This is a genomic window from Plasticicumulans acidivorans (genome assembly GCF_003182095.1).
Taxonomy (GTDB): domain Bacteria; phylum Pseudomonadota; class Gammaproteobacteria; order Competibacterales; family Competibacteraceae; genus Plasticicumulans; species Plasticicumulans acidivorans.
The window spans coordinates 190897-217523 of sequence record NZ_QGTJ01000005.1 but is presented as its reverse complement, the minus strand read 5'-3'; the positions used below and the strand labels follow the sequence as shown (position 1 = coordinate 217523).

Sequence of the window (26627 nt, the reverse complement as noted above, 5' to 3'; positions counted from 1 at the left end):
CGCGAGCCTCATGACAAGCATTCGTGGAGCGGTATTGCAGGCCGCCCCTTTGGAGAAGCCCATGCTGCAGTTCAGCACACCGATTCCGCTCACGCTTTACGTGCACATGCCGTGGTGTGTACGTAAGTGTCCATATTGCGATTTCAACTCGCATGTATCTCCCGAGCCGCTGCCACAGGCTGCCTATGTCGATGCGCTGCTCTCCGACCTCGAACACGACCTGCCCCGTGTCTGGGGACGGCGCGTCGACAGCGTGTTCATCGGCGGCGGCACACCCAGCCTGTTCAGCGCCGAGGCCATCGACCGCCTGCTCGCCGGACTGCGCGCCCGGCTGGCGCTGCGCCCGGATATCGAGATCACGCTGGAAGCCAATCCGGGCACCGTGGAGGCCGGACGGTTTGCCGAGTTTCGCGCCGCCGGCGTGACGCGGCTGTCGATCGGCGTACAGAGCTTCGATGACGATCAGCTGCAGGCCCTCGGCCGCATCCACGATCGCCGTGCGGCGATCCGCGCCGCTGAAAGCGCCCACGCGGCCGGCTTCGACAACTTCAATCTCGACCTGATGTTCGGTCTGCCGGGACAAACACCGGAACAGGCGCTGCGCGATCTGGCCACGGCCATCGACCTTGAGCCGACCCATCTTTCGTACTATCAGCTGACGATCGAACCGAACACGCTGTTCCATCGCTACCCGCCGACGCTGCCGGACGACGACACGCTGTGGTCGATACAGCAGGCTGCGCAGCAGCGCATGGCCGCCCGCGGCTATGCCCAGTATGAAATCTCGGCCTACGCGCGCGAGGGGCGACGCTGTCAGCACAATCTCAATTACTGGGAATTCGGCGACTACCTCGGCATCGGCGCCGGCGCCCACGGCAAGCTCACCGACCCGGCAGCGGGCACGATCCGGCGGACGCTGAAGCACAAACACCCGCGCGAGTATCTGGAGAGTGCCGGGCGTGCATCCTGCCTGAGCCTGGACAGCGAAGTCAGTCCCGCCGAGCTGCCGTTCGAGTTCATGCTGAACGCGCTGCGCCTGATCGACGGCGTGCCGGCGGCCCTGTTCAGCGAACGCAGCGGTTTGCCATTCGAGACCCTCGCACCGGCGCTGGAGCAGGCTCGCCGGCAGCAGCTGATGCTCGACACGCACACCCGGCTGCAGGCGAGTCCCCGCGGCCTGCAGTTCCTCAACGATTTGCTGCAGCTGTTCATCGACAGCCCCTAAGGTCGCAACAGCAGCGCGGGCACGGTTGCAGCACCGCCGGTCAATGCCGATAGTGCCGGCTCTGCACGGCGGATGGAGGCTACCCGTGGGTCTGTTCATGCTTTCGCGCGACACCGGCGCCGATGCGCTCGGTGCGCCCTGGCTCGCCGCGCATCAGCGGCATGGTTTTACCGAGCGCCGCAATCTCACCGCGGCCGGCTGGCGGCTGAACCTGTTCGGCAAACTCAACGGCAGCGCACCACAACTCTTCGAACGCTCCTCGGATGAGTTCGCTGCCTGCAGCGGCGTGCTGTTCTATCGCGGCGCTGCGACTGACACCGCGCTTGAACGACTGCTCGAGGATTTCGACGGCCGCCGGTTTCCGTGGTCGGAATGCCGCGGGCACTTTGCCGTGCTCATTCACAAGTTCGGGCAGCTGTATCTCGCCACCGACGCCCTGGGAGCTTACAAGGTCTACCACGACGGCGAACGGCATCACTGGTCCAGCAGTTTTACGGCGATCCGCCAGACGCTGCCGGATCACCCCCAGGCTGATCCGCAGGGGGTATACGAGTACGCCTGGAACGGGGCGACTTACGGCACGCGCACGTTTCTGCGCGATATCCACCAGCTGCGCTGCGGCAGTCTGCTGCGCTTCGGCCAGTCGGTGGAGCTGCTGGCGGAAGAAGCCGTGCTCGACTGCCAGCCCGCGCCCGCCCGTTCGCTCGATGAAACGGCCGAGGACTACGCCGCCCGCCTGCGTGCCCTGTTTCGTGTTTATGCCTGCGGTGGCGGCCAGTTTCGTACCGCGCTGTCCGGTGGCTATGACTCGCGCCTGATGCTGGCGCTGCTGCTTGATGCCGGTCTGACCCCGCAGATCTACGTGTACGGCCGCGACAACGACGACGACGTGCAGGTCGCCAAAGCCATCGCCCGCGGTGAAGGGCTGGAGCTCGAACACGTCGATAAAAGCCAGCAGGCACCGCCGGCAAGCGCGGCACGCATCGAACGGGCCTGGGTTCGCTTCGATGGTTGGAAAAACGATGGTCTGTTCGACTCCGGCGTCGATGCCGAAGACCGTCTCGTTCGCGCGCCACGTGGCGTCTCGGTCCTCAACGGCTCTGCCGGTGAAATTTTCCGCAACTTCTTTTACCTGCCCGAACGCACCTACCGCCCTGTCGAGCTGGTCTGGTCGTTTTACTCACGCATCGATCCCCGCACCATCACACCGGCGTTCGACCTACAGGCCTACGAGTCGGCCATGGCACTGGACCTGAGCAAAGCGCTCGGCCATGACGGACAGAAACGCTTCAGCCGCATCGAACTGGAAGCGCTCTATCCGCTGCATCGAGCCCGCTACTGGACGGCTCGCGACGTGGGCCTGAATCAGCGCTTCGGCCCGCTGCTGTTCCCGTTCATGGAAGCCACAATCATGCGTGGCACCGAAGCCATCCCGCTGAGCCAGAAAAATTATGGCGTACTGGAAGCCAAAATCATCGAACGGATCAGCCCTGCGCTGGCCCGCTACCCGAGTGCCTACGGCTACGTACCGACCCAAGGACCGTCGCTGCGCTATCGGCTGAAAATGCAGGCAACCTTTCAGCGGCCACCGTGGTTGCGGCGCTGGAGCTACCGGGTGCAGCAATGGCGTGCGCCGCGCCTCACGGATGAATGGCTGCAGGCCGCCAGGCTCGCCGAGGGACTCGATCCAGCGCTGCCGGCCATGCGCGAGTTTTTCAAACCCGAGGCCGTTCGTGACGCGGACGTCCTCAATCGGATCTGTACGATGGAGCTCGCGCTACAGGGTTTGCCCCACCCCTTTACGCCCCGCAGCGAATGAAACGGCCGATCGACTGAAGAGGGCTCCCTCCAGCCAGGCATTCTGGCCCCCCTCGGTCGAACCTCATTCACCCACCACTCAAGACGGCAGCAGGCTCGCGTAAAGATCGTGTTCGTCGGTGTCCTCGACGCGCACGCGGGCAAACTCGCCCGGCTTGAGGTGCTGCCCGTCTTCGATGACGACGATACCGTCGATCTCGGGCGCGTCGGCCGCCGAACGTGCGATCGCACGCCCGTCTTCGGCATGGCCGTCGACGAGGACCTGCAGATCGCGCCCGATCTTGCATGCCAGCTTGTCGGCGCTGATCTGCGCCTGCAGCTCCATGAAACGCTCCAGACGCTCCTGCTTGAGCTCTTCAGGCACTGCACCCGGTAAATCGTTGGCTGGCGCTCCCTCGACCGGCGAATAGGTGAAACAACCCACGCGGTCCAGTTCGGCCTCTTCAAGAAAATCGAGCAACGACTCGAAATCGTCTTCGCTTTCGCCCGGGAAGCCAACGATGAACGTACTGCGCAAAGTCAGATCCGGACACAGCTCGCGCCAGCGCTGAATGCGCTCCAAGGTACCCTCGATATTCCCCGGACGCTTCATCGCCCTGAGGATGCGCGGGCTTGCATGCTGCAGCGGAATATCGAGATACGGCAAGATCTTACCGTCAGCCATCAGCGGAATCACGTCGTCAACATTCGGATACGGATAGACGTAGTGCAAACGGACCCAGGCGCCCAGTGTCCCCAACGCCTGCGCCAGTGCAGTCATCTGGGTCTTCAATGGCCGACCACTCCAAAATCCCGTGCGATAGCGAACGTCGACGCCATAAGCACTGGTGTCCTGCGAGATCACCAGCAGTTCTTTAACCCCCGAGCGAACCAGGTTTTCCGCTTCCTGCATGACATCGCCGATCGGCCGGCTGACCAGATCCCCACGCATATGCGGAATGATGCAGAAACTGCAGCGGTGGTTGCAGCCTTCAGAAATCTTCAAATACGCGTAGTGACGCGGCGTCAGCTTGATACCGGCTGGCGGCACGAGGTCCATGAACGGATCATGCGGCTTCGGCAGATGCTGATGGACAACCCCCATCACTTCCTCCAGCGCATGCGGCCCCGTAACCGCGAGCACACTGGCATGCACATCCGTAATCCGCTCCGGCCTGGCTCCCAAACAGCCAGTGACGATGACTTTACCGTTCTCGTTCAATGCCTCGCCGATGGCGTCGAGAGATTCCTCCACAGCGGCATCAATGAAGCCACAGGTGTTGACTACAACCAGATCGGCACCCTGGTAACTCGGTGCGATGTCATAACCTTCCGCACGCAGGCGCGTGATGATCTGCTCGGAATCGACCAGCGCCTTCGGACAACCCAGGCTGACGAAACCGACACGGGGGGTAGAGATGCTCATTTTTCTTTCCAGATAAGCGGCTTAGCGTCGATATGGCGACATGCCTGGCGGCGCGCCTTATACACGATGCATGCACGATCAACAAGTTATTCACAACATCATGACTTGCGCCTTCCCGTGTCTTTGCTTACATTACGGGACTTTTCCGCGCCCCGGCGCCAAAATTCCAAGGTGACGCTCGCCGCGGCACCCTTCCGACTCACGCACCAAGGCTTGGCAATCATGAAGAAAGACATCCATCCCGAATACCGCGAAGTGGTATTCCAGGACCTGTCCGCCGACTTTTCTTTTCTGACGCGCTCGACGATCAAGACTAGGGAAACCATCACCTGGACGGACGGCAAGGAATATCCGCTGGTAAAAATCGAAGTCTCCAGCGCATCGCATCCGTTCTACACCGGCAAACAGAAGATCGTTGATACTGCGGGACGTGTCGACCGCTTCCGCCGCAAGTACGGAATGGTCTGAACATCCTCTCACTGACAGATTTCACACCATAAAAAAGGCATCCGCAGGGATGCCTTTTTTATGCTCCGCACTCGAACACAGCACACATCGCTCACCACCAACAAGCCATAAAAAAAGCGAGTTTTTTCAAAAGGTTATAAACACGCTTTTCGCATCAAGAAACAGAAAGCACAGGACAAACCGTCACGGGCTCAGCTATAGTTTGAAAGTTCGGATGCTTGAAATAATCAAAGAGAGATCGATTTGGTCATCCACAACCGGCGCTGCTTCCGAAGGAGGCTAACCGAACAGCATGAGGGTATCCCCTGCTTCCGCGCCGCGAAGACCAATTATTCGGGGCCATTCCATCGACACGCATGTGTGTAGCACCGTCGCTCTCGCAGCGGGCGTACGGTAACTCACCCAATCGAAGCCGTATTTAGGAGGTAGTTGAATGTCTAACGCGAGCGTCACCATCAAAGACAACGCGTCCGGCAAGACTGTCGACATGCCCATCCACCACCCGACGCATGGCGATCCGGTGGTGGACATTGGCTCGCTGAACAAGGAGTTCGGCTACTTCACATACGACCCGGGTTTTGTCTCGACAGCGTCGTGCAAAAGCGCCATCACGTATCTCAATGGCGACAAGGGTGACCTGCTTTATCGCGGCTACCCGATTGAGCAGCTTGCAGAGCAGTGCTCCCATCTGGAGGTCAGCTACCTGCTTCTGAATGGTGAACTGCCAACCGCAGAGCAACTCAAGACGTTCGAGTACACCATCAGCCACCACACGCTGATCAAAGACAATTTGCTCAAATTCTTTGACGGCTTCAACCACGACGCACACCCGATGGCCATGATGACGGGCGTGGTCGGCTCGTTGGCCGGTTTCTATCACGACAACCTCAACATTCTTGATCCCGACCATCGCAAGATCACCGCCCATCGGCTGATCGCGAAAATGCCGACGATCGCGGCCGCCTGCTATAAACACAACATCCAGCAGCCGTTCATCTACCCGCGCAACGACCTGAGCTACTGCGGCAATCTGCTCCACATGATGTTCGCAACACCGTGCGAGGAGTACGAGATTGACCCCGTTGCCGAAAAGGCGATGGACGTACTATTTATTCTGCACGCTGACCACGAGCAAAACGCATCCACCTCTACGGTCCGCCTGGCTGGCTCCTCCGATGCCAACCCCTACGCAGCCATTGCCGCCGGCATCGCATGCCTGTGGGGTCCTGCACACGGCGGTGCCAATGAAGCCGTTCTGCGCATGCTCGATCAAATCGGCGACGTCTCCAACATTGAGAAGTTCGTAGCCAAAGCCAAAGATAAGAACGACTCGTTCAAACTCATGGGCTTTGGTCATCGGGTCTACAAGAACTTCGACCCGCGAGCGAAAATAATCAAGACTATTTGCCACGATGTACTCGCGAAGTACGGCAATGATCCACGCATGGAATTGGCGATGCGCCTGGAAGAAATCGCCCTTCAGGACGAATACTTCATTGAGCGCAAACTTTATCCGAACGTCGATTTCTACTCCGGAATCATCTATAAGGCACTGGGTATTCCAGTAGAAATGTTCACGCCAATGTTCGCAATCGCGCGCACGGTTGGCTGGATTTCGCACTGGATGGAAATGATTGCCGACCCCGCCAAGAAAATTGGACGCCCACGCCAACTCTACATTGGCGCCGCGAAACGCGACGTTCCAGCAATTTCAACACGCTGAACTTGGCAAACAGACCAACAAAAAGGCGACCGTCTGGTCGCCTTTTTCATTTTAGTAAAAACACACTTCCCTGTGGTCAATTTCCTATCAAGAAAAATTAATTAACGGTACGCATCAAGCACAGCAAAGATCTTGGCCGAAATTTCTTCTATCACACCGACCCCTTTAACAGTCTGCAGCACACCCTTATTCGCATAATACTCAATCAAAGGAGCTGTTTGTTCTTCATAAACAGCCAAACGCTTACGTATCACCTCTTCGACGTCGTCCGCTCGCCCGCGAGACAACAAACGGCGGGTAATCTCATCGAAATCAACATCAAAAAACAATACACAATCTAATGGTTTACCCAACCTTGCCAACAAATTATCCAAAGACTCGGCCTGCGCCAAGGTTCGGGGAAAACCATCAAGCAGAAAGCCTTTTTCCAACCCCCCCAGCTTAGCCTCCATCATGCCCAGCACGATGTCATCCGATACAAGCCCACCCGCCTCCATGATGGCCTTCGCGCGATTGCCGAGTTCACTGCCTGCCGCAACCTCTGCACGCAGCAAATCGCCGGTCGAAATATGAGTAATCGCATAGCGAGCTACGATGCCCTCGGCCTGCGTCCCCTTACCTGACCCTGGCGCCCCCAACAAGACGGTTCTCATAACGGCGTTCCCATCCTTTCACTAAAATTGGCGGCATAATAACCGCATCAAGAAACGACAGTGCAGCTCAACACCACACTTGTCAGCATTAGACTTAGTTTTTATAAAGCTTACCTTTTTCACCACCGCTGTCAATGCAATCAAGGCCTTGCTGCATCGTATATACAAATCACATACAACACATGCCAAAATGAAAAAATCCTTATGCTTTTTTTGTTGCTTGCAACGGCCAAAATGAATGACTTACCTAGCACGGAGACTAGTCTTGTCGCATTGAAAACCAACTCCATGGTAATCTTGCAAAGCCTAAAAGTGGCTCAACCTGAGGGGAAAAGCAAATGATTCTGGATCGAGTAACTGCCGGCCGCGACTTACCAAACGATTTCAACGTCATCATTGAGATTCCTGCCAACGCAGATCCCGTGAAATACGAAGTCGACAAAGAAACAGGCGCGCTGTTCGTTGACCGCTTCATGAATGTAGCCATGCACTATCCCTGCAATTATGGCTACATCCCAAACACCTTGTGCGGTGACGGTGATCCACTTGATGTGCTCGTTGTTACGCCGTTTCCACTGGTCTCCGGCTGCGTAGTTCGATGCCGTCCGCTAGGCCTCCTCAAGATGTCGGACGAAGGCGGACAAGATTCAAAGTTGGTTGCCGTGCCAATTAAGAAACAGTGCACTTTGTACGAAAACGTTGAGAAAATTGAGGACCTTCCGGCTGTCATTATGTCACAAATTGCACACTTCTTTGAGCATTATAAAGATCTCGATAAGGGCAAATGGGTCAAAGTTGATGGCTGGGGTTCAGTCGAAGACGCAAAAACAGAAATTGGTGCAAGCGTGAAGATGTACGAGGAGTCCAAATAACAGGCTATCAGCCACTCACTGCCGGGGGGGGCAAGCTTGATAATCGAAAAAAAATCAGCCCCCCCATGGTTTTTGCCAAAGCCCTTAGCACATGGGGCAGAATCAGCATGCCACACTTAACACATTTTAATAAATCTGGCGATGCTCACATGGTAGATGTGGGCCATAAAAAAACGTCCATACGCACAGCAACAGCAGAGGGGATCATTTTGATGACCCCTTCTACTTTAGAGTTAATTGAAGCTGGAGGTCATAATAAAGGTGATGTATTAGGCATCGCTCGCATTGCAGCCATAATGGCAGCAAAAAAAACATCTGAACTGATACCTTTATGCCATCCAATTCATTTAACACATGTAGAAGTAAATTTCAAAATCATTAAAACTCCATCCGCAATTCAGTGCAGCGTCACAACTAAAACTATAGGACAAACAGGGGTAGAAATGGAGGCATTAACTGCTGTCCATATCGGACTTCTCACAATTTACGATATGTGCAAGGCGGTGGACAAAGAAATGGAAATGAGCGACATCCATCTTATGGAAAAACAAGGCGGTCGCTCAGGACATTGGAAACGATCAAGGTTTTCAAAAGATGAAAAACAGTAGCCCACCCATTTTCATCAATTCATATGAAGCACTCTACGAATTCATCAGAACCTTGAATTGCCCGCGGTATATTGCCCTCGACACGGAGTTTATGCGTGAAAAAACCTATTTCCCACAACTCTGCCTTATACAAATAGAATCAGAAGGAACGGTGGCATGCATTGACACAATAGCAATTAACAAAAACGAACTCCATCCGTTAATAAATTTAATCAAAAACCAAAAAACAACAAAAATACTACATGGTGCGACACAAGATCTTGAAATTTTTTATCACCTTTGCGACTCCATTCCTTCACCCATATTTGATACCCAAATTGCAGCTGGTTTATTAGGTCAAGGGAACCAAATTGGCTACGCACCATTAACCGAACTACTCTTGGGAATAAAAATTGATAAATCGCAAAGCCGCACGGACTGGAGCCAACGCCCACTTTCAAACGAGCAATTAGCATATGCTGCTAACGATGTGCGTTTTTTGCACAAAATTTATCACATACAAGCCGAACAGCTTGCAGTAAAAGGAAGAAACAAATGGCTTGAAGAGGACACACACAAGCTGTATGACGCACAACGTTACGTTACAGCCCCACATGATGCTTGGCACAAAATAAAAAACACTTCGACGCTAAACAAAAAACAACTCGCAACACTACAAGAACTATCCACTTGGCGTGAAAATACGGCCATTAAAAAGAACCTGCCGCGTAGATGGATTATGTCAGATGAAGCATTAATTGAAGCAGCCAAAACAACCGTTCATACGGTCAAAACACCAGAGTCATCTATAACCGACAACGAAAAAGCATCAAAACAACCCTGTTTTTATTTAACAAAAAACAACATAAAAGCATTAAAAAAAAATACATCGCATTTAAAACCCAGACACATACATTCAAACAATCTAACTGCCGATCAAAAAACAACCATACAATTCATAACAAAAAAAGTACATATTTGTGCCGTACAAAACGACATCACTCCAGAACAAATATTAACGCGCAAACAAATTGAAGCCATAGTAAAAAAAGAAAAAAGTTTCGAATCCATAGGAAACTGGCGAAGCGAACTACTCGGCCCATACGTTATAAACGAACTACACCAACTTCTTATAGAACAAGACCCAACCAAAAAAACTTGAATCAAATCAACTCATGAATTCCGCACTCTCTTTTAAGACCAAAGAATCTCGTTTCCTCTTCTGTCATTCCGTCTAATAAGCGACTGGTTGTATGCACATCACCTATCGAAACATACCCTTTTTCCCACAAAGGATGATAAGGCAGATCGAAACGCTGCAAGTACTGATAAACATCATAATCATTCCATTCAATTATGGGATGTATTTTTATTCTTCCCTTCCGCGCCAATAACACCCCCAAATCAACGCGTGATTTTGCCTGTTGGCGTCTTAGACCTGAAATCCAGCCTTTCGCATCAAGACCGTCCAATGCCCGAGCCATAGGCTCAACTTTATTTATATAATTATAACGATTTAAACCATCCAAACCTTGCTCCCAAAGTCGGCCATATGTAGCCTCTTGCCAAGCAGGCCCCTTTGATGACCTATAGACATGTAAGTTTAGACGGAGCCTATCTGCCAACTCATCAATAAAACGATAAGTTTCCGGAAACAAGTATCCTGTATCGATTAAAATCACCGGAATACTTGGATTTACAGTTGTAGCCATATGCAGACATACAGCGGACTGGGCCCCAAAACTAGAGGAAAGAACGAGATGTTCTCCAAATTGCGCACTCGCCCATTCAACACGCTCTATAGCGGGCACACCTTCAAGCCACGCACTCAAAGCGTGGACATGCTCCAATAACTCTTTCGTCTCTTCACCATCAGAGCTTTGCATAGCCCCCCCTTACGCAATAGACTAGATGAGTTCGCTTAGAGCCTACCCAAGCATCGTAACAATTAAAAGAAATAAAAAAAAATATAAATATAACAAAAACAAATAACGCTCAATTAAGACCGCAAATGAATCGATACTCTACATGAAGCACCTGTATGTTTTTTTAAAAGCATTGATTTCTACTCATTTGTATCAATATCTTTCAATGTACTCAAAAGACATGCTATTAAAGCCACTCAAAGCCATCATGAAAGCTAAATTATTTTTTTTTACATTTATACAAATTTTAAACTTTTTTTTATTAACTCAACCAGTAGTCGCCAAAGAAACACAAAAAGATTCATTTGTGATTTTTTTTGACCAACAAATTAACAGCTCTCATATTGCTTTATTGGCAACAAGAGAGCTTGGATTTTTTTCAGATTTAGGCTTAGATGTGAATTTTGTATTGGCGACCAGCCCAAGAGAAGCATTTCAACAAATTATTGATGATCGCGGACTTTTAGCGGTAACGACACAAACGCGCCTTTTTCTATTTGTTGGAGACGGCATAGCTGTAAAACGAATTGCAACACTAATTGACACACCATTGTCAGGCATAGTAACGCTTACAAAATCAAATATTCGCATACAGCAAGACCTAAAAGGCAAACGCCTTGGTTACCAAGCAGATTCATTAGATGCAAAAATAATACAGGCTATTTTATCTAATACAGAAAAATCATTTAATGAAATACAATTCGTTTCATTAGATCAACCAATTACTCAGGCCTTATTAGAAGGCTACGTAGATGCAATAATAACAACAGAGCGCCAAAAAACTATTGGAGTAATTGAAGCACATAAAAAAACAGCATTTTTACTACCAATAGAAGAACTAGGCATCCCCCCTTTTGACGGAGTTGTGGCAATTGCAGCACGAAATAAACTTAATGACCCAAAGCTAAAACGCTTTCTTCAAGCACTCGAACACGGCACCCTCTGGGTACTCGACCACCCCCAAGATGCCTGGAAGTTGATCGCTCAAAAATACAACTTCTTTAACAATGAAGCAGAGCAACGTGCCTACCCGGATCTTCTAAATCGCTTATCCGCTCAGCCTCAAGCGTTTAGCTCGCTTCGATATAAACGCTTTGCATCCTTCTTAGTCGAACATGATTTAATCACTGTTGCTTTACCTATATCAAACTATGCTGTTGAGCTAAACGACGAGAGCAAACCTTAACCGAGGAATGACTATGATAAAATCCTCCAGCAGTCGACAGCGAGCATTTTTAACTTTCGCCGTACACATTAAAAACCAAGGGCTTACATCATGAGCGAGATGAACTTCGAACAAGCACGGTTTAACATGATTGAACAACAAGTCCGCCCATGGGAAGTACTCGATCCTCGTGTGCTCGATGTCCTAGACAATATAAAACGAGATTTTTTTGTTCCAGAAAGATATAAACGTCTAGCTTATGCTGATATCGCTGTTCCTATTGATCACCAGCAATCAATGATGCACCCCGTAGTAGAAGGACGAATGCTACAAGCGCTAAGCATTAGCCCCGACGATCGCATTTTAGAAATTGGTACTGGTTCAGGATTTATTACTGCATGCCTTGCATTCCTTGGCGGTAATGTTTTAAGCGTTGATATATATGCTGATTTTATAGAAACCTGCGGCGAGAAATTAAAATCACTTGGTGTTCATAATGTTAAACTTCAAACAGGAGATGCATCAAAAGGATGGGGAGAACAAAACTACGATGCAATAGCCATTACAGGAGGTTTATCTTCTGTTGAATCAGTATGGCTTGAAAAACTAGCTGTTGGCGGACGTTTATTTGCTGTCACGGGTGAAGACACATTAATGAATGCAGTCCTTATAACTCGCACAAGCAAAAATGAATGGACAACAGATAGTCTTTTTGAAACAAAACTTGCTTATTTAATAAACACCACCAAGAAAAATAAATTTAATTTTTAATGCTTAATTTTTAACATAAGCGCATGCATATAAGCGCATGCGTTTATGTTCAAAAAAAAACCCCTCAAAAAAGAGGGGCTGTGATGAAAATTAAAAACTACATTAATCTGTTGAGACTGAATCCATATTTTCACTGACTGCCTGCGGACGATCAACCAACTCCACATAGGCCATAGGAGCGTTATCCCCAGCTCTGAACCCGCACTTCATAATGCGAAGATACCCGCCAGCTCTTGAGCTATATCGCGGACCCAATTCAGCAAACAATTTAGTCACCGCATCGCGGTCTCTCAGACGCGCAAATGCTAATCGCCGACCCGCGACACTATCAACCTTACTAAGCGTAATCAACGGTTCTGCTACACGACGCAATTCTTTTGCTTTTGGCAGTGTTGTTTTTATCAGCTCATGAGATATCAACGATGCAGTCATATTTCGAAACATTGACTGCCGATGACTACTTGTTCGATTAAGCTTACGGCCCGACTTGCGGTGACGCATAGGTGCAATTCCTTAACGTGATTCCAGGTTTCCGCATTCGATAAATCGATACAGCGGCTCCCTAAATAATTCAGGCACTGGCGCGGTCGTCAACCTTATCTCCAGCAAGCTGGGGAGGTGGCCAGTTTTCTAACTTCATGCCCAGAGATAAACCGTGCGAGGCAAGCACATCTTTAATTTCAGTAAGAGACTTCTTACCTAAATTAGGAGTCTTAAGCAACTCTACTTCAGTTCTCTGAATTAGATCGCCAATGTAATAGATACTCTCAGCCTTAAGACAGTTAGCCGAGCGCACTGTCAGCTCGAGATCATCAACGGGCCGAAGAAGAATCGGGTCTATATCGACGGCTTCCGGCTGCAGCTCAGTCTCTTCCTTTCCTTTTAAATCAACAAAAACCGATAACTGATCCAATAAAATACGTGCCGCTGCCCGAATCGCTTCCTCGGGATCAACAGTACCATTGGTTTCAAGATCAATTACCAATTTATCGAGATTAGTCCTCTGCTCCACTCGAGCAGCTTCAACCTTATAGCTAACACGGTTAATAGGACTAAACGAAGCGTCGAGCTGTAAACGGCCAATAGGACGACTCTCACCTTCCGCTGTTACACGCTGAGTCGCAGGCTCATAGCCACGACCCTTTGCGATGCGGAGCTTCATGCCAAGCTCAACTTCCTTGGTGAGCGTCGCAATCACATGCTCTGAATTAATAATTTCAACAGCATGCGTAGTTTGAATATCCACCGCCTTAACGACGCCTGGCCCCTTTTTACGAAGCGAGAGAATTACGTCGGCGTCACCATGCATAACAATTGCCAAACCTTTCAGGTTCAGCAATACATCGATAACGTCTTCTTGGATCCCTTCAACAGCCGAGTACTCGTGCAATACTCCTTCAATTTCGCACTCGACAACAGCAGCCCCGGGGATAGATGACAAAAGAATGCGACGCAGGGCGTTACCCAGGGTATGACCAAAGCCGCGCTCAAGTGGCTCAAGCGTAACCCGAGCACGTCGATCATCAATACGCTCGACATCGACAATGCGTGGTTTAAGAAAATCAGATGTGCCCGACATCTATGAGGGTCCCCCAGACTTACTTGGAGTACAACTCCACAACGAGTGACTCATTAATGTCGGCTGGCAGATCTGAACGATCTGGAATCCGCTTAAACACACCGGACATCTTAGCCACATCAACCTCAACCCACTCCGCAAAGCCGCGACTCTGTGCCAGCCCTAACGACTGCTGGATGCGAAGTTGATTGCGAGACTTTTCACGTACAGCTACAACATCTGCAGCTTTCAACATATAAGACGGAACGTTAATTGCCTCACCATTAACAAGAACAGCTTTATGGGAGACCAGTTGACGTGCCTCAGCTCGGGTTGCCCCAAACCCCATGCGATAAACAACATTATCAAGGCGGCTTTCAAGAAGCTTTAGCAAATTTTCGCCAGTGGATCCTTTACGACGAGCAGCCTCTTGGTAATAACGCCGAAACTGCCGCTCCAAAACGCCGTAAATACGGCGGAGCTTTTGCTTTTCTCTTAACTGAAGCCCGTAGTCTGACAAACGACTGCGTCTCGCACCATGTTGACCAGGTACGCGCTCCAGATTGCACTTGGACTCCAAGGCCCGAGCCGATGATTTCAGCCCCAGATCCGTACCTTCGCGACGGCTGAGCTTGCATTTTGGACCGATATATCTCGCCACAACCACACTCCTCGCTTAGACGCGGCGCTTTTTCGGGGGACGGCAACCGTTATGAGGAATCGGTGTAACGTCCATAATATTCGTAATTTTAAAACCTTGAGCATTCAATGCCCGGACAGCCGATTCACGACCAGGACCAGGACCGTTTACATTGACCTCAAGATTTTTAAGACCGAATTCTTTAACAACAGCACCCGCTCGCTCAGCGGCTACCTGTGCTGCGAAAGGAGTGCTTTTACGAGAACCACGGAAACCAGAGCCTCCCGCAGTAGCCCAAGACAATGTATTACCTTGCCGATCAGTAATGGTAATGATGGTGTTATTGAACGATGCGTGAACATGTGCAATACCATCAACAACCGACTTTTTGACACGCTTACGCGCCTTAGCAGCAGGCTTGGCCATAAAACAGTACCTTTCAACCTATGCGGAACATTGCAAAACGCGACGACTACTTCTTGATGGCGCGCCGCGGTCCCTTACGAGTACGGGCATTCGTACGTGTGCGCTGTCCCCGCAACGGCAGACCACGGCGATGGCGTAAGCCCCGATAACAGCCAAGATCCATAAGTCGCTTAATATTCATGGAGACCTCTCTGCGGAGATCGCCTTCTACGACAAATTTCGCAACCTCGGCACGAAGAGCCTCGACCTGCGCTTCAGTCAAGTCCTTCACCTTCGTTTCCGGTGAAACATCAGCACCAACGCAAACAGATTTCGCACGAGTTGGACCAATGCCAAAAATAGATTGCAGCGCGATAACCGCGTGCTTATTCACCGGAATATTGATACCTGCAATACGGGCCATGCACGAAACTCCCCTGCCACCGCGGCGAATGCGTTCGCGGTAAACTGCGAACTATACAACACTCAGCGCAACGATTCAAATTGCACAACGATCAGCCTTGCCGCTGTTTGTGTCTTGCATCTTTACAGATGACTCTCACAACTCCTTCACGGCGGACAATCTTGCAATTTCGGCACAGTTTTTTTACAGAAGCACGAACTTTCACTTTAAGCTCTCCCATGCCGTGCCATACACACGACATATAAACAAGGCAACTGCACAATTGAAGTCAACGACATTTAAATTGTGCAATCGTATTATCGCAATGCTCCACCCGCCCGAAAATTGGCTTTTTTCATCAGACTCTCATACTGATGAGACATCAGATGCGCCTGCACTTGGGCCATAAAATCCATAACGACTACAACGATGATAAGCAGAGATGTTCCGCCAAAATAGAACGGGACTTTCCAATATAGTATTAGAAACTCCGGCAACAAACACACCGTTGTAATGTAGACAGCCCCAGCCAAAGTCAATCGAGTCAACACCTTATCAATGTATGCTGCGGTATTGGCTCCAGGACGAATCCCGGGAATGAACGCCCCAGACTTCTTCAACTGATCAGCGGTTTCTTTAGAATTAAAAACTAATGCAGTATAAAAAAAGCAAAAGAACACAATAAGACTGGCATACAACGCCACATATAATGGCCGCCCTGGCGCCAACATCGATGTGATGTCACGGATCCATCCCATTCCAGGAGTGGATCCTAGCCATGATCCAATTGTAGTTGGAAACAAAATTAAGCTAGATGCAAAAATTGGCGGAATAACGCCAGACATATTGAGCTTTAAAGGCAAATGGCTCGACTGTGCCGCGTAAACACGACGCCCTTCTTGGCGTTTCGCATAATTCACCGTAATACGCCGCTGTCCTCGCTCAATGAAGATCACGCACGCAGTAACGCCAAGCGCAACTAAAAACAACGCGATAACAAGTAGCGTACTCAATTCACCTGTACGTGCCAGTTCCAACGTCCCACCCAGAGCAGCCGGCAGACCAGCGACAATGCCAGCAAAAATAAGCATCGATATACCATTACCGATGCCCCGCTCGGTTACCTGCTCACCAAGCCACATAAGGAAAAGCGTGCCACACACGAGCGTAATTGCTGCAATTGCAACAAAACCCACCCCAGGATGAGGGACAACAGCCATCCCCCCAGCTGACTGACCTTGCAACGCAACACTAACACCAACTGACTGAAAAGCGGCCAAGACAACAGTCAAATAGCGCGTATATTGGGTAATTTTCCGGCGTCCAGCGTTACCTTCCTTTTTCAACCTCTCCAGAGAAGGCAGGATTACAGTCAACAGCTGCACAATGATTGAAGCAGAAATGTACGGCATTACACCGAGTGCAAAAATTGACAACCGCTGCAACGCACCACCCGAGAACATGTTAAACATGTCAAGGATGGTGCCTTTTTGTTGCTGAAACAGCTGGGCCATTGCATGCGGGTCTATCCCCGGAACTGGAATATGCGTTCCAATCCGAAACACCACCAGAGCCCCGAGAAGGAACAATAGCCGCGATCGGAGCTCGGTCATTTTCCCCATCGAGGGCAACGGCGCTGACATAGAGCTTACTCTTCGACGCTACCGCCAGCGGCTTCAATGGCAACACGCGCACCCTTGGTGACGCTAATACCCTTGAGAGTCACAGCGGAATTAATCACACCAGCCAAAACAACTTTGGCATACCGTGCTTGCTGGGGAATAAGATTCGCAGCCTTAAGGACATGAATGTCGATAGCCTGCCCAGCAACTGTCACCGTATTCAGCTCGTGTAGCCGTACTTCTGCCGTTTCCCCAGCCTTCAGGGAGCGGAAGCCTATTTTCGGCAAGCGACGCTGCAAGGGCATCTGACCGCCCTCAAAGCCCACTTTATGGAACCCACCTGATCGCGAGTGCTGGCCCTTATGTCCACGCCCGCCGGTCTTGCCAAGCCCCGAACCAATGCCACGACCAACGCGCTTTCCAGCAGGACGGGAACCCTCTGCCGGCTTAATATTATTCAGGCGCATAATCATTCATACCTCTTCAATTTTCAGCAGGTACGAAACCTTGTTCATCATGCCCCGGTTTTCCGGGGTATCGACAACAAGTGCACTATGATTCATCCGACGCAACCCAAGACCACGCACGCACGCTTTATGGGCTGCCAAGCGACCTGCCGTGCTCTTCACAAGAGTCACTTTGACTTGCTTATTTGCGGACATGGATTACCCCAAAATATCTTCAACTTTCTTGCCGCGCTTGGCTGCAATGTAATCCGGAGAGGTCATTCCTTTGAGGCCATTAATTGTGGCGCGTACCACATTAATAGGATTACGCGAACCTACACATTTCGCGAGCACATCCTTAACGCCAACGACCTCAAACACCGCGCGCATAGCACCACCGGCGATAATTCCCGTACCTTCCGATGCTGGCTGCATAAACACATTTGCAGCACCATGCTCGCCTTTCAGCGGGTGCTGAAGAGTGCTACCTGCAAGTGCGATGGCGCTCATATTCTTACGCGCTTTCTCCATCGCCTTCTGTATCGCCACAGGGACTTCACGGGCCTTCCCATAGCCAAAACCAATGCGCCCCTGTCCGTCCCCCACCACAGTCAATGCAGTGAAGCCAAACTGGCGGCCGCCTTTCACAACTTTAGCGACACGATTTACAGCAATGAGCTTTTCATGCAGACCATCGGTGCTCTGCGAACTTTCAACATTCGTAGCCATTATTCAACCTTTAGAACTGCAAGCCGTTCTCACGCGCCGCATCGGCAAGCGCCTGCACACGTCCGTGGTACTTAAAGCCGGATCGGTCAAATGCCACTGAAGTCACACCGATCGCCTTCGCCTTCTCAGCGATAGCCTTACCAACAAGTTTGGCGGCATCGATGTTCCCGGTGCTCTTCAGGTCAACGACCAGTGCCTTTTCGAGTGTCGAAGCGGCGGCAAGAACCTCAGAACCGTTTGGAGCGATGATCTGCGCATAAATGTGACGTGGGGTACGGTGCACACACAAACGCACGACACCCAGTTCACGAATCTTCATTCGAGCCCGCAAACCGCGCCGAATACGTGTAGCTTTCTTGTCCATTTCCGCCCCTTTACTTCTTCTTCGCCTCTTTGAGGACGACGGTCTCGTCCGCGTAGCGCACACCCTTACCCTTGTAAGGTTCCGGCGGGCGGAATGCTCGAATTTTTGCAGCAACCTGTCCAACCTGCTGCTTGTCAACCCCCTTCACAAGCACTTCAGTCTGCGAAGGAGTCTCAATGGTAATGCCGGTGGGAACTGCGAAAACGACCGGATGCGAAAATCCCAAGGTCAAGTTCAAGGCAGCACCTTGAACTTGTGCACGGTACCCGACGCCGACAAGTTGTAATTTTCGTTCAAATCCCTGGCTGACACCGAGCACCATATTGGCTACGAGAGCCCGCATGGTACCCGCCATGGCACGATGCTCAGCAGCATCACTGGCAGGAATCATTCTAAGTTCGTTGTCCTCATAGACAGCACTCACAGTCGGGTGCAGATTAAGCGACAACGCCCCTTTCGTTCCCTTGACCGACAGGCTACCGCCTTCCAATACAATAGAAACACCTGCCGGAACCGGAACCGGCTTCTTCGCTACGCGAGACATGCCTATTCCCCCCGCTCAGGCAACGACGCAAAGCACTTCGCCGCCGTGACCGGCAGCTCGCGCGGCACGATCAGTCATGATGCCATGCGACGTGGAAACAATAGCAATACCGAGACCGCCAAGAACTTTTGGCAGTTCATCGCGACCTCTAAAAATTCGTAGACCGGGACGACTCACCCGCTTGATGGTTTCGATAACCGGGCGTCCCTGATAATACTTCAACGAAATATTTAGCTCTGGTTTGCCCATTTCCGACGAAACGCTAAAGTCATTAATATAGCCTTCGTCTTGCAACACACGGGCAATAGCCATCTTAATCTTGGAAGACGGCATAGAAACCGACGACTTGCCAGCCGTCTGGCCATTGCGGATTCGAGTCAACATATCCGCGATCGGATCAGTCATGCTCATAAATAAAAACTCCAGTGGGTCAGTGTTAGGGCTCAAAATACACCTGTAGTGCCCCTCAACTTAAGACCTGGGTTACATCAAAGCAGCGATTTTACCAGCTTGCCTTACGCAGACCAGGGATATCGCCACGCATTGCAGCCTCACGCAATTTATTACGGCACAGCCCAAACTTTCGATAGAAGCCATGCGGACGACCCGTTACACGACAACGATTACGAAGCCGGCAACGACTTGCATCACGAGGCTGTGATTGCAACTTAGCCTGCGCCTCTCTGCGCTCGTCATCAGTTGATACCGGGCTCACGATAACGCGCTTCAACTCCATACGCTTGGCAGCATATTTTGAAACTAAACGCGCACGCTTAGCTTCGCGATTTTTCATCGACAGTTTCGCCATCGATCACGTCCTCAGTTACGGAACGGGAAGTTGAACGCTTCGAGCAAGGCACGGCCTTCCTCATCGCTACGCGCCGTAGTCGTAATGGTGATATCCATTCCACGCAAAGTGTCGACACGGTCATAGTCGATTTCCGGGAACATAATCTGTTCACGCAAACCGAAGCTAAAGTTTCCCCGTCCATCAAACGAACGGCCATTGATTCCACGGAAATCGCGGATACGCGGCATGGCCACACTGATGAGTCGATCAAGAAACTCATACATACGCTCGCGGCGCAATGTTACTTTGCAGCCAATCGGCCAACCTTCACGGATTTTAAATCCAGCAACCGATTTACGAGCGAGGTTGACAACAGGTTTCTGGCCTGCAATCGCCGTCATATCGGCAAGCGCATGCTCCATCACCTTTTTATCACCAACCGCCTCTCCGACTCCCATATTGAGAGTAATCTTGACGATTTTCGGAACTTCCATTACGGACTTGTAGCTAAAACGCTCTTGGAGCTTTTTAACCACGGCATCACGATAATGCTCTTGCAGTCTTGCCATATCGGTTGCCTCAAACGTCCACAACTTCGTTGTTGGACTTGAAATATCTGACCTTACGTCCGTCATCAAGCATACGGATACCGACACGGTCAGCTTTCTTCGTCAGCGGGTTAAACAGCGCAACATTCGAGACATGGATACTCGCCTCGCGCTCAACAATCCCACCGGCCTGACCCCGCGCCGGATTTGGCTTTTGGTGCTTTTTGACCAGATTCACGCCTTCTACAAACAGGCGATCCTCAACAACCCGCACCACCTTGCCGGTACGCCCTTTGTCTTTACCCGTAGTGACAATAACTTCGTCACCTTTTTTAATCTTCTGCATCGCGACCTTCTCCGCTCACTCGCTTAGAGCACTTCCGGCGCTAATGAAATAATCTTCATAAAGCGCTCACCACGCAGTTCGCGGGTTACCGGTCCAAAAATGCGAGTGCCAATCGGCTCAAGTTTGTTGTTCAACAAAACAGCAGCGTTCCCATCGAAACGGATCAGCGAACCATCCGAACGACGAACGCCTTTTCGTGTTCTCACAACAACGGCGTTATAAACGTCGCCTTTCTTAACTTTTCCGCGAGGAATCGCTTCCTTGACACTAACCTTGATAATGTCCCCAATCTGAGCATAACGGCGGTGCGAGCCACCGAGCACCTTTATGCACATCAGACGGCGTGCGCCGCTGTTATCAGCGACTTCCAAATTACTTTGCATCTGAATCATGGCTTTTACTCCGATCCGAAACGTTAATTAGTGGCTAATACTCATTCAGCCGACTGAGTTTCGACGCGGACAAGCCGCCAAGCCTTACTCTTTGAGAGCGGCCGGCACTGCTCGATAGTCACAATGTCGCCCTCACGACACTCGTTCAGAGCATCATGTGCGTGAAGTTTCGTCGAGCGACGGATGTACTTACCGTACACCGGATGTTTAACTAAGCGCTCAATAACTACCGTGATCGTTTTGTCCATCTTATTGCTGGACACACGCCCGGTCACAGTACGTGAAATTTTGACTTCGTCACTCATGCTGCACCCGCTTTCTCGCCGAGAATAGTCTTCACCCGTGCGACATTTCGACGCACCTGCTGAAACAGATGCGGCTTACCCAGCTGACCGGTTGCGCGCTGCATGCGAAGATTGAACTGCTCTTTCAACAGAGCAAGCAGTTCCTGCTTCAATTCCTCTACGCTCTTGGCGCGAAGCTCACTTGCCTTCATCACATCACCGTCCGACTGACAAAGGTGGTCGCAACAGGGAGCTTGGCTGCGGCGAGACGGAAAGCCTCACGTGCAGTTGCCTCTGCAACACCCTCGATCTCGTACAAAACCTTACCCGGCTGCACTTTGGCAACCCAGTACTCCACGCTACCTTTACCGCTACCCATACGGACTTCAAGCGGCTTTCGTGTGATTGGAACATCTGGAAAAACACGAATCCAAATTTTGCCACCACGCCGCACATAGCGGTTAATCGCACGACGCGCCGCTTCAATCTGGCGAGCGGTGATTCGGGCACGCCCGACACATTTCAGTCCGAACTCACCGAAACTTACTTTGTTTCCGCTATTTGCCAGGCCGCGATTGCGCCCCTTCCGCATTTTGCGGAACTTTGTTCTCTTCGGCTGTAACATCATTTTCCCCTGCTAGCAAAAAAGGAACTCCGCGCCAATTGCGCGGAGCTCCCGAGCGTTGCGGTGCTCAAACATCTTAGTTGGCAGATGCTTTCTCAGGCTTGGACTCGCTTTTGCCATCCAGACCGAAGACTTCACCCTTGAAGACCCACACCTTGATACCGATAACACCGTAGGTCGTGCCAGCCTCGGCAACACCATAGTCAATATCGGCCCGCAAGGTGTGCAGGGGAACACGGCCTTCGCGATACCATTCGCTGCGCGCAATCTCCGCACCGTTCAAACGACCGGAAACGTGTATTTTAATACCTTGCGCACCCAAACGCATAGCGTTACTTACAGCCCTCTTCATCGCGCGACGGAACATGATGCGGCGCTCAAGCTGCTGAGCAACACCCTCCGCCACCAACTGCGCGTCAAGCTCCGGCTTCCGGATTTCCTCGATATTGATGTGCGCCGGCACACCCATCATCGTAGAAACCTCTTTACGAAGAACCTCAATGTCTTCGCCCTTCTTACCAATCACAACACCAGGACGCGCCGTGTGAATGGTGATGTGAGCGGTTCGAGCAGGACGGGAGATCTGTATGCGACTGACGGAGGCATGTGCGAGCTTCTTTTTCAGGAACGCACGAACCTGCATGTCCTGCTCAAGAAAGTCTGCGAAACTCTTGCTGTCCGCGTACCACTTTGCAGTCCAATCAGTTGCGATGCCGAGACGGATACCCGTCGGATGGACTTTGTGCCCCATATCGCTAGGCTCCTTACTTCTCGGCCACGGTCACAGTGATGTGACTGGTACGCTTGACAATACGGTTGCCACGCCCTTTCGCACGCGCATGCATGCGTTTGAGCTGCGGTCCTTCGTCAACACAGATGGCGGACACTGTCAGCTCGTCGACATCCGCGCCTTCGTTATGCTCGGCATTGGCTATCGCCGACTCAAGCACACCCTTAACCAGCTCAGCAGCTTTCTTACTGGAGAATGAAAGCAACTGCAGCGCACGGCCGACGGACATTCCGCGCACTTGATCAGCGACTAGACGAGCCTTTTGCGGCGAGATCCGCGCATATTTAAGCTTTGCATATGCCTGCATGACCCGCCCCCTTACCTGGACTTCTTGTCTGCCGCGTGCCCTTTATACGTACGCGTCGCGGCAAACTCACCCAGTTTGTGACCAATCATGTTTTCCGTCACGAGGACAGGGACATGCTGGCGCCCATTATGAACAGCTATCGTCAAACCGATCATGTTCGGCAAAACCATTGAACGGCGAGACCAAGTCTTGATTGGCTTTTTGCTATTTGCAGCAAGCGCCTCGTCCACCTTCTTCGCGAGATGAAGGTCAACGAACGGCCCTTTCTTTACTGAACGTGGCACTGTCCGATTCCTCTACTATTTCTTCGAGCTGCGACGGCGAACAATAAAGGCGTCGGTCCGCTTGTTTGTGCGCGTCTTATAACCCTTGGTTGGCACGCCCCACGGAGTAACCGGATGGCGACCGCCTGAAGTGCGTCCTTCACCACCACCATGCGGATGGTCGACGGGGTTCATCGCGACACCACGCACAGTAGGCCGCACCCCGATCCAACGCTTGGCACCAGCTTTACCGAGAGAACGAAGACTGTGGTCTTGGTTACCCACTTCGCCGATGGTGGCTTTGCAATCCAGATGCACTTTGCGCATTTCTCCCGAGCGCAAGCGCAGAGTGGCGTACAAACCTTCTCTCGCAACCAGCTGCACCGAAGCACCGGCACTTCGCGCCAGCTGAGCACCCTTTCCAGGACGCATTTCGATGCAGTGAATTGTTGAGCCGACCGGGATATTGCGCAGCGGCAGAGCATTACCGACCTTAATCGGCGCAGCCGCTCCAGAAACGATCACCGCGCCAGCAACAAGCCCTCGCGGGGCAATGATGTAGCGGCGCTCACCATCGGCATACAACACGAGAGCAATGTGTGCGCTACGATTCGGGTCGTATTCAATACGCTCGACACGAGCCGCAATGTTGTCCTTGTCCCGGCGAAAATCGACAACACGATAGTGCTGCTTATGCCCGCCACCCTGATGACGGACCGTGATACGACCGGCGTTATTGCGCCCGCCGTTCTTTTTCTGCTTTTCAAGCAGAGGAGCGTAAGGCGCTCCTTTATGCAGATCCGGCGTAACAACCCGGACCACAAAGCGCCGACCAGCCGAGGTCGGCTTCATCTTCACGATAGCCATTGCTTGCTAACCTTCTGCTGTCCCGAGGCTGTTACTCGCCAGAACCGAGGAGATCAATCTCCTGGCCATCTGCAAGCGACACATAAGCCTTTTTCCAGTCGGAGCGGCGGCCAAGCATCTGACCAAACCGCTTGCGTTTGCCCTTAACGTTGCAGACAGCGACGGATTTGACCTTGACGTTGAACAACATCTCGACCGCACCCTTTACTTCCGGCTTGGTCGCATCGGCCGCAACTTTAAAAACAACCTGATTGCCACTCTCGGCAGCGCGGGTACTTTTCTCTGACACGTGAGGCGCCAGCAGCACCTTCAGCAGACGCTCCTGATTCATGCCAAACGCTCCTCAACCCGCTTCAGGGCCCCAACAGTCATCACAACTTTTTCAAACCCGATCAAATTGACCGGGTTCAATCCACTCACATCACTCACACCGGCGGTATGGATATTCCGAGCCGCAAGGTACAAGTTCAGATCCAGATCTTCAGTCACAAACAAGACATTGCGCGACCCGAACTCATTCAGACGAGCATCGATCAACTTGGTCTTCGGCTCAGCCACTGACAGGTCGTCGACTACAACTAGACGATCCTGCCGCACCAACTCGGAAAAAATCGAGCGCAATGCAGCGCGATACATCTTTTTGTTAACTTTCTGCGAGTAGTCTCTGGGCTTGGCAGCAAACGCCACGCCACCACTGCGCCAAATCGGGCTATTGCTTGAACCGGAACGTGCTCGGCCAGTGCCTTTCTGACGCCACGGCTTGATACCGCCACCCGACACTTCATGGCGAGTTTTCTGCGCACGCGTGCCAGATCTGCCCGCGGCCATATAGGCCACGACGACCTGATGCACGAGCGCTTCATTGAATTCGCGACCGAACGATTCGTCGGCCACCACAACGGTCCCCCCGGTAGCTTGCCCGGCAGAGGTCTTGACAACGAGTTCCATGACAGCCTCCTCAGCCGCGAGCCTTGACCGAGGGGCGCACGATCAGATCGCCACCCTTCGAACCGGGAACAGCCCCTTTGACCAACAGCAAATTGCGCTCGACATCGACGCGCACAACCTCAAGATTGAGGGTGCAGCGACGGGCGGCACCCATGTGCCCTGCCATGCGCTTGCCTTTGAACACTCGCCCGGGAGTCTGATTCTGACCAATCGAGCCAGGAGCACGATGTGAAACGGAGTTACCGTGGCTATTGCGCTGATGATGAAAATTATGGCGCTTGATACCACCGGCAAAACCCTTACCGATTGTGGTACCGGTAACATCGACTTTCTGCCCTTCAGCAAACATGTCGACCTTGAGCTCGGAGCCAACAGTTACGTCGCCACCTTCCCCGTCGGCAAGCCGAAACTCCCACAGGCCACGGCCCGCTTCGACGCTGGCTTTAGCAAAATGCCCGGCTTCTGCCTTTGTGACGCGCGAGGCGCGACGCTCACCCGTCGTCACCTGCAATGCACGATAGCCATCGACCTCGTCGGTCCTCAGCTGAGTAACACGATTTGGCTCGATTTCGATAACGGTCACAGGAACCGAGACCCCTTCCGCCGTAAAGACGCGGGTCATACCGGCCTTTCGACCGATAACTCCAATTGCCATTTGTTTGACTCCCAAACGAAGGAAAACGGGTGAGAGGAGGAGGTGGCAACCCCCTCATCACCCGGCAAGAAGGCGCAGGATTCTAGTTCAGTTTGATCTGAACGTCCACACCTGCAGCAAGATCAAGCTTCATCAGCGCATCGACGGTCTTCTCAGTCGGATCGACGATATCCATCAGACGCTTATGAGTACGCAGCTCGTACTGATCGCGCGCATCCTTATTGACATGCGGCGAAACCAGAACCGTAAACACCTCGTGCTTGCTCGGCAGCGGAACGGGACCGCGGACTTGGGCTCCGGTGCGCTTCGCCGTCTCAACGATCTCGCGCGCGGACTGGTCAATCAAGCGATGATCAAACGCTTTCAAGCGAATACGAATGCGCTGACTGGCCATTACTCGATCACCTTAGCGACGACGCCGGCGCCGACCGTGCGACCACCCTCACGAATCGCGAAGCGCAGACCTTCGTCCATCGCGATCGGCGCAAT

Annotated in this window: 41 protein-coding genes; 9 read left to right on the top strand and 32 right to left on the bottom strand. The window is 51.8% G+C overall.

Annotated elements, in window-relative coordinates; translation table 11 throughout:
• Positions 1-61 precede the first annotated feature (61 nt).
• On the top strand, positions 62-1225 hold the full coding sequence (gene hemW / locus C7443_RS10440) for a radical SAM family heme chaperone HemW (protein ID WP_110018545.1): 1164 nt from the start codon (positions 62-64) through the stop codon (positions 1223-1225).
• A gap of 52 nt (positions 1226-1277) precedes the next feature.
• Positions 1278-3044, top strand: a complete 1767-nt coding sequence (locus tag C7443_RS10435; protein WP_170123578.1) for an asparagine synthetase B family protein — start codon at positions 1278-1280, stop codon at positions 3042-3044.
• A 78-nt stretch (positions 3045-3122) separates the two neighbouring features.
• On the opposite strand, the gene rimO is transcribed toward C7443_RS10435, so the two are convergent.
• The gene (gene rimO, locus C7443_RS10430; RefSeq protein ID WP_110018543.1) at positions 3123-4448 is read right to left on the bottom strand and encodes a 30S ribosomal protein S12 methylthiotransferase RimO; all 1326 of its coding nucleotides are present in this window, start codon (positions 4446-4448) and stop codon (positions 3123-3125) included.
• A 222-nt stretch (positions 4449-4670) separates the two neighbouring features.
• Between rimO and C7443_RS10425 the strand changes: the two genes are divergently transcribed.
• Positions 4671-4916, top strand: coding sequence for a type B 50S ribosomal protein L31 (locus C7443_RS10425; protein ID WP_110018542.1), 246 nt, complete (start codon positions 4671-4673; stop codon positions 4914-4916).
• 433 nt (positions 4917-5349) lie between these two features.
• Positions 5350-6639: a citrate synthase gene (locus C7443_RS10420; RefSeq protein ID WP_110018541.1), complete on the top strand. Its 1290-nt coding sequence runs from the start codon at positions 5350-5352 to the stop codon at positions 6637-6639.
• A 101-nt stretch (positions 6640-6740) separates the two neighbouring features.
• Here C7443_RS10420 and C7443_RS10415 read toward each other — a convergent pair whose 3' ends face one another.
• Entirely contained in the window at positions 6741-7292 is a 552-nt protein-coding gene (locus C7443_RS10415) for an adenylate kinase (protein WP_110018540.1), read from the bottom strand.
• A 338-nt stretch (positions 7293-7630) separates the two neighbouring features.
• Here C7443_RS10415 and ppa point away from each other — a divergent pair, with 338 nt between their 5' ends.
• The 3 genes from ppa to rnd all read left to right on the top strand — a co-directional run bounded on the left by ppa (position 7631) and on the right by rnd (position 9913).
• Positions 7631-8164, top strand: a complete 534-nt coding sequence (gene ppa, locus C7443_RS10410; protein WP_110018539.1) for an inorganic diphosphatase — start codon at positions 7631-7633, stop codon at positions 8162-8164.
• Between the two features lie 107 nt (positions 8165-8271).
• A complete protein-coding gene (gene moaC / locus C7443_RS10405) occupies positions 8272-8772 on the top strand; it encodes a cyclic pyranopterin monophosphate synthase MoaC (RefSeq protein ID WP_110018538.1) in 501 nt (166 codons plus the stop codon).
• Positions 8759-9913 (top strand): ribonuclease D, encoded by a 1155-nt coding sequence (gene rnd, locus C7443_RS10400; RefSeq protein WP_110018537.1) that lies wholly within the window; start codon positions 8759-8761, stop codon positions 9911-9913. The genes moaC and rnd overlap by 14 nt, the downstream gene beginning before the upstream one ends.
• A gap of 1 nt (position 9914) precedes the next feature.
• On the opposite strand, the gene C7443_RS10395 is transcribed toward rnd, so the two are convergent.
• Positions 9915-10637: a phosphoadenylyl-sulfate reductase gene (locus tag C7443_RS10395; RefSeq protein ID WP_110018536.1), complete on the bottom strand. Its 723-nt coding sequence runs from the start codon at positions 10635-10637 to the stop codon at positions 9915-9917.
• A gap of 142 nt (positions 10638-10779) precedes the next feature.
• Between C7443_RS10395 and C7443_RS10390 the strand changes: the two genes are divergently transcribed.
• Together C7443_RS10390 and C7443_RS10385 are read left to right on the top strand one after the other, a co-directional pair.
• Positions 10780-11862, top strand: a complete 1083-nt coding sequence (locus C7443_RS10390) for an ABC transporter substrate-binding protein (RefSeq protein ID WP_110018535.1) — start codon at positions 10780-10782, stop codon at positions 11860-11862.
• A 90-nt stretch (positions 11863-11952) separates the two neighbouring features.
• Entirely contained in the window at positions 11953-12612 is a 660-nt protein-coding gene (locus tag C7443_RS10385; protein ID WP_110018534.1) for a protein-L-isoaspartate O-methyltransferase family protein, read from the top strand.
• A gap of 102 nt (positions 12613-12714) precedes the next feature.
• On the opposite strand, the gene rplQ is transcribed toward C7443_RS10385, so the two are convergent.
• From rplQ to C7443_RS10240, 29 genes are all read right to left on the bottom strand, one after another.
• On the bottom strand, positions 12715-13113 hold the full coding sequence (rplQ, locus tag C7443_RS10380; RefSeq protein ID WP_110018533.1) for a 50S ribosomal protein L17: 399 nt from the start codon (positions 13111-13113) through the stop codon (positions 12715-12717).
• Positions 13114-13183: 70 nt separating this feature from the next.
• The gene (locus C7443_RS10375; RefSeq protein WP_110018532.1) at positions 13184-14191 is read right to left on the bottom strand and encodes a DNA-directed RNA polymerase subunit alpha; all 1008 of its coding nucleotides are present in this window, start codon (positions 14189-14191) and stop codon (positions 13184-13186) included.
• Between the two features lie 19 nt (positions 14192-14210).
• Entirely contained in the window at positions 14211-14831 is a 621-nt protein-coding gene (rpsD, locus tag C7443_RS10370) for a 30S ribosomal protein S4 (RefSeq protein ID WP_110018531.1), read from the bottom strand.
• Positions 14832-14846: 15 nt separating this feature from the next.
• Complete coding sequence (gene rpsK / locus C7443_RS10365) at positions 14847-15236, bottom strand: 30S ribosomal protein S11 (RefSeq protein ID WP_110018530.1); 390 nt, start codon at positions 15234-15236, stop codon at positions 14847-14849.
• 46 nt (positions 15237-15282) lie between these two features.
• Positions 15283-15639: a 30S ribosomal protein S13 gene (gene rpsM / locus C7443_RS10360; RefSeq protein ID WP_110018529.1), complete on the bottom strand. Its 357-nt coding sequence runs from the start codon at positions 15637-15639 to the stop codon at positions 15283-15285.
• A gap of 91 nt (positions 15640-15730) precedes the next feature.
• Positions 15731-15844 (bottom strand): 50S ribosomal protein L36, encoded by a 114-nt coding sequence (rpmJ, locus tag C7443_RS10355; protein WP_110018662.1) that lies wholly within the window; start codon positions 15842-15844, stop codon positions 15731-15733.
• 91 nt (positions 15845-15935) lie between these two features.
• Positions 15936-17240: a preprotein translocase subunit SecY gene (secY, locus tag C7443_RS10350; RefSeq protein ID WP_110018660.1), complete on the bottom strand. Its 1305-nt coding sequence runs from the start codon at positions 17238-17240 to the stop codon at positions 15936-15938.
• Positions 17241-17266: 26 nt separating this feature from the next.
• The gene (gene rplO, locus C7443_RS10345; RefSeq protein WP_110018661.1) at positions 17267-17707 is read right to left on the bottom strand and encodes a 50S ribosomal protein L15; all 441 of its coding nucleotides are present in this window, start codon (positions 17705-17707) and stop codon (positions 17267-17269) included.
• A 6-nt stretch (positions 17708-17713) separates the two neighbouring features.
• Positions 17714-17902 (bottom strand): 50S ribosomal protein L30, encoded by a 189-nt coding sequence (rpmD, locus tag C7443_RS10340; RefSeq protein WP_110018528.1) that lies wholly within the window; start codon positions 17900-17902, stop codon positions 17714-17716.
• 3 nt (positions 17903-17905) lie between these two features.
• Entirely contained in the window at positions 17906-18415 is a 510-nt protein-coding gene (gene rpsE, locus C7443_RS10335; RefSeq protein ID WP_110018527.1) for a 30S ribosomal protein S5, read from the bottom strand.
• Between the two features lie 10 nt (positions 18416-18425).
• On the bottom strand, positions 18426-18779 hold the full coding sequence (gene rplR, locus C7443_RS10330) for a 50S ribosomal protein L18 (RefSeq protein ID WP_110018526.1): 354 nt from the start codon (positions 18777-18779) through the stop codon (positions 18426-18428).
• Positions 18780-18789: 10 nt separating this feature from the next.
• A complete protein-coding gene (gene rplF, locus C7443_RS10325) occupies positions 18790-19323 on the bottom strand; it encodes a 50S ribosomal protein L6 (protein WP_110018525.1) in 534 nt (177 codons plus the stop codon).
• A 15-nt stretch (positions 19324-19338) separates the two neighbouring features.
• A complete protein-coding gene (gene rpsH, locus C7443_RS10320) occupies positions 19339-19734 on the bottom strand; it encodes a 30S ribosomal protein S8 (protein ID WP_110018524.1) in 396 nt (131 codons plus the stop codon).
• 91 nt (positions 19735-19825) lie between these two features.
• Positions 19826-20131: a 30S ribosomal protein S14 gene (gene rpsN, locus C7443_RS10315; RefSeq protein ID WP_110018523.1), complete on the bottom strand. Its 306-nt coding sequence runs from the start codon at positions 20129-20131 to the stop codon at positions 19826-19828.
• Positions 20132-20142: 11 nt separating this feature from the next.
• Positions 20143-20682 (bottom strand): 50S ribosomal protein L5, encoded by a 540-nt coding sequence (rplE, locus tag C7443_RS10310; RefSeq protein WP_110018522.1) that lies wholly within the window; start codon positions 20680-20682, stop codon positions 20143-20145.
• A gap of 10 nt (positions 20683-20692) precedes the next feature.
• Positions 20693-21007, bottom strand: coding sequence for a 50S ribosomal protein L24 (rplX, locus tag C7443_RS10305; RefSeq protein ID WP_110018521.1), 315 nt, complete (start codon positions 21005-21007; stop codon positions 20693-20695).
• Positions 21008-21030: 23 nt separating this feature from the next.
• Positions 21031-21399, bottom strand: a complete 369-nt coding sequence (gene rplN / locus C7443_RS10300; protein WP_110018520.1) for a 50S ribosomal protein L14 — start codon at positions 21397-21399, stop codon at positions 21031-21033.
• A 41-nt stretch (positions 21400-21440) separates the two neighbouring features.
• The gene (rpsQ, locus tag C7443_RS10295; protein WP_110018519.1) at positions 21441-21704 is read right to left on the bottom strand and encodes a 30S ribosomal protein S17; all 264 of its coding nucleotides are present in this window, start codon (positions 21702-21704) and stop codon (positions 21441-21443) included.
• The gene (gene rpmC, locus C7443_RS10290; RefSeq protein WP_110018518.1) at positions 21701-21895 is read right to left on the bottom strand and encodes a 50S ribosomal protein L29; all 195 of its coding nucleotides are present in this window, start codon (positions 21893-21895) and stop codon (positions 21701-21703) included. The genes rpsQ and rpmC overlap by 4 nt, the downstream gene beginning before the upstream one ends.
• Positions 21895-22308: a 50S ribosomal protein L16 gene (gene rplP, locus C7443_RS10285; RefSeq protein ID WP_110018659.1), complete on the bottom strand. Its 414-nt coding sequence runs from the start codon at positions 22306-22308 to the stop codon at positions 21895-21897. The genes rpmC and rplP overlap by 1 nt, the downstream gene beginning before the upstream one ends.
• Positions 22309-22384: 76 nt before the next feature.
• Entirely contained in the window at positions 22385-23059 is a 675-nt protein-coding gene (rpsC, locus tag C7443_RS10280) for a 30S ribosomal protein S3 (RefSeq protein ID WP_110018517.1), read from the bottom strand.
• A gap of 13 nt (positions 23060-23072) precedes the next feature.
• On the bottom strand, positions 23073-23405 hold the full coding sequence (gene rplV / locus C7443_RS10275; protein WP_110018516.1) for a 50S ribosomal protein L22: 333 nt from the start codon (positions 23403-23405) through the stop codon (positions 23073-23075).
• A gap of 11 nt (positions 23406-23416) precedes the next feature.
• A complete protein-coding gene (gene rpsS, locus C7443_RS10270; RefSeq protein ID WP_110018515.1) occupies positions 23417-23689 on the bottom strand; it encodes a 30S ribosomal protein S19 in 273 nt (90 codons plus the stop codon).
• Positions 23690-23704: 15 nt separating this feature from the next.
• Complete coding sequence (gene rplB, locus C7443_RS10265) at positions 23705-24535, bottom strand: 50S ribosomal protein L2 (protein WP_110018514.1); 831 nt, start codon at positions 24533-24535, stop codon at positions 23705-23707.
• 31 nt (positions 24536-24566) lie between these two features.
• A complete protein-coding gene (gene rplW, locus C7443_RS10260) occupies positions 24567-24866 on the bottom strand; it encodes a 50S ribosomal protein L23 (RefSeq protein ID WP_110018513.1) in 300 nt (99 codons plus the stop codon).
• Entirely contained in the window at positions 24863-25483 is a 621-nt protein-coding gene (gene rplD, locus C7443_RS10255; protein ID WP_110018512.1) for a 50S ribosomal protein L4, read from the bottom strand. Before rplD ends, rplW begins: the two co-directional genes overlap by 4 nt.
• A gap of 10 nt (positions 25484-25493) precedes the next feature.
• Positions 25494-26138 (bottom strand): 50S ribosomal protein L3, encoded by a 645-nt coding sequence (gene rplC, locus C7443_RS10250; RefSeq protein ID WP_110018511.1) that lies wholly within the window; start codon positions 26136-26138, stop codon positions 25494-25496.
• Between the two features lie 82 nt (positions 26139-26220).
• Positions 26221-26532, bottom strand: a complete 312-nt coding sequence (gene rpsJ / locus C7443_RS10245; protein WP_110018510.1) for a 30S ribosomal protein S10 — start codon at positions 26530-26532, stop codon at positions 26221-26223.
• Positions 26532-26627 (bottom strand): EF-Tu C-terminal domain-related protein (locus C7443_RS10240; protein ID WP_484266830.1); only part of this gene is annotated, 96 nt, incomplete at its 5' end. The genes rpsJ and C7443_RS10240, both read right to left, overlap by 1 nt.